The organism is Mesorhizobium sp. M7A.F.Ca.CA.004.12.1.1 (assembly GCF_003997835.1).
Taxonomy (GTDB): Bacteria; Pseudomonadota; Alphaproteobacteria; order Rhizobiales; family Rhizobiaceae; genus Mesorhizobium.
In genome coordinates this window covers 1-503 of the sequence record NZ_RZRK01001487.1, presented here as the reverse complement: position 1 = coordinate 503, position 503 = coordinate 1, and the positions used below count along the sequence as shown (strand labels likewise).

Below are 503 nucleotides of genomic sequence, written 5' to 3'. Positions count from 1 at the left end.
GCACCAGCGTGAACTCCAGCGCTGGCGAGATCAGCACGATGCCGCTCGGACTGACGCCGATATCTTCCTGCAATGTCCTGGCGAGCAGCGCCGCGCGGAACCCGCCATAGCTTTCGCCGGCGAGGAACAGCGGCGACCCGGTGCGGCCGTTCTGCGCGAGATAGAGCCGGATGAAGGCGCCAATCGAGCTGGCATCCTGGTTGACGCCCCAGAAATCGCGCGTGTCCTGCCCCGGTGCCTCGCGGCTGTAGCCGGTCCCCACCGGATCGACGAAGACGAGATCCGTCATGTCGAGCCAGCTGTCCGGATTGTCGATCAGTCTTTGCGGTGAGGGCAGGAGTTCGCCATCGGCTCCCGTCGCGATTATCCGTGGACCGAGTGCGCCGAGATGCAGATAGGCGGACGCTGCTCCAGGGCCGCCATTGAACACGAAGGTGATCGGCCGATGCGGGTCTTTGGCCACGCTCGCCAGCGGCTCCAGCGTGTAGGCGACGTAGAAGATC

Annotated in this window: 1 pseudogene; it reads right to left on the bottom strand. The window is 65.2% G+C overall.

The window, feature by feature from the left end:
• Positions 1–503: pseudogene (locus tag EN984_RS37170) on the bottom strand (peptidase S10); the annotation flags it as partial.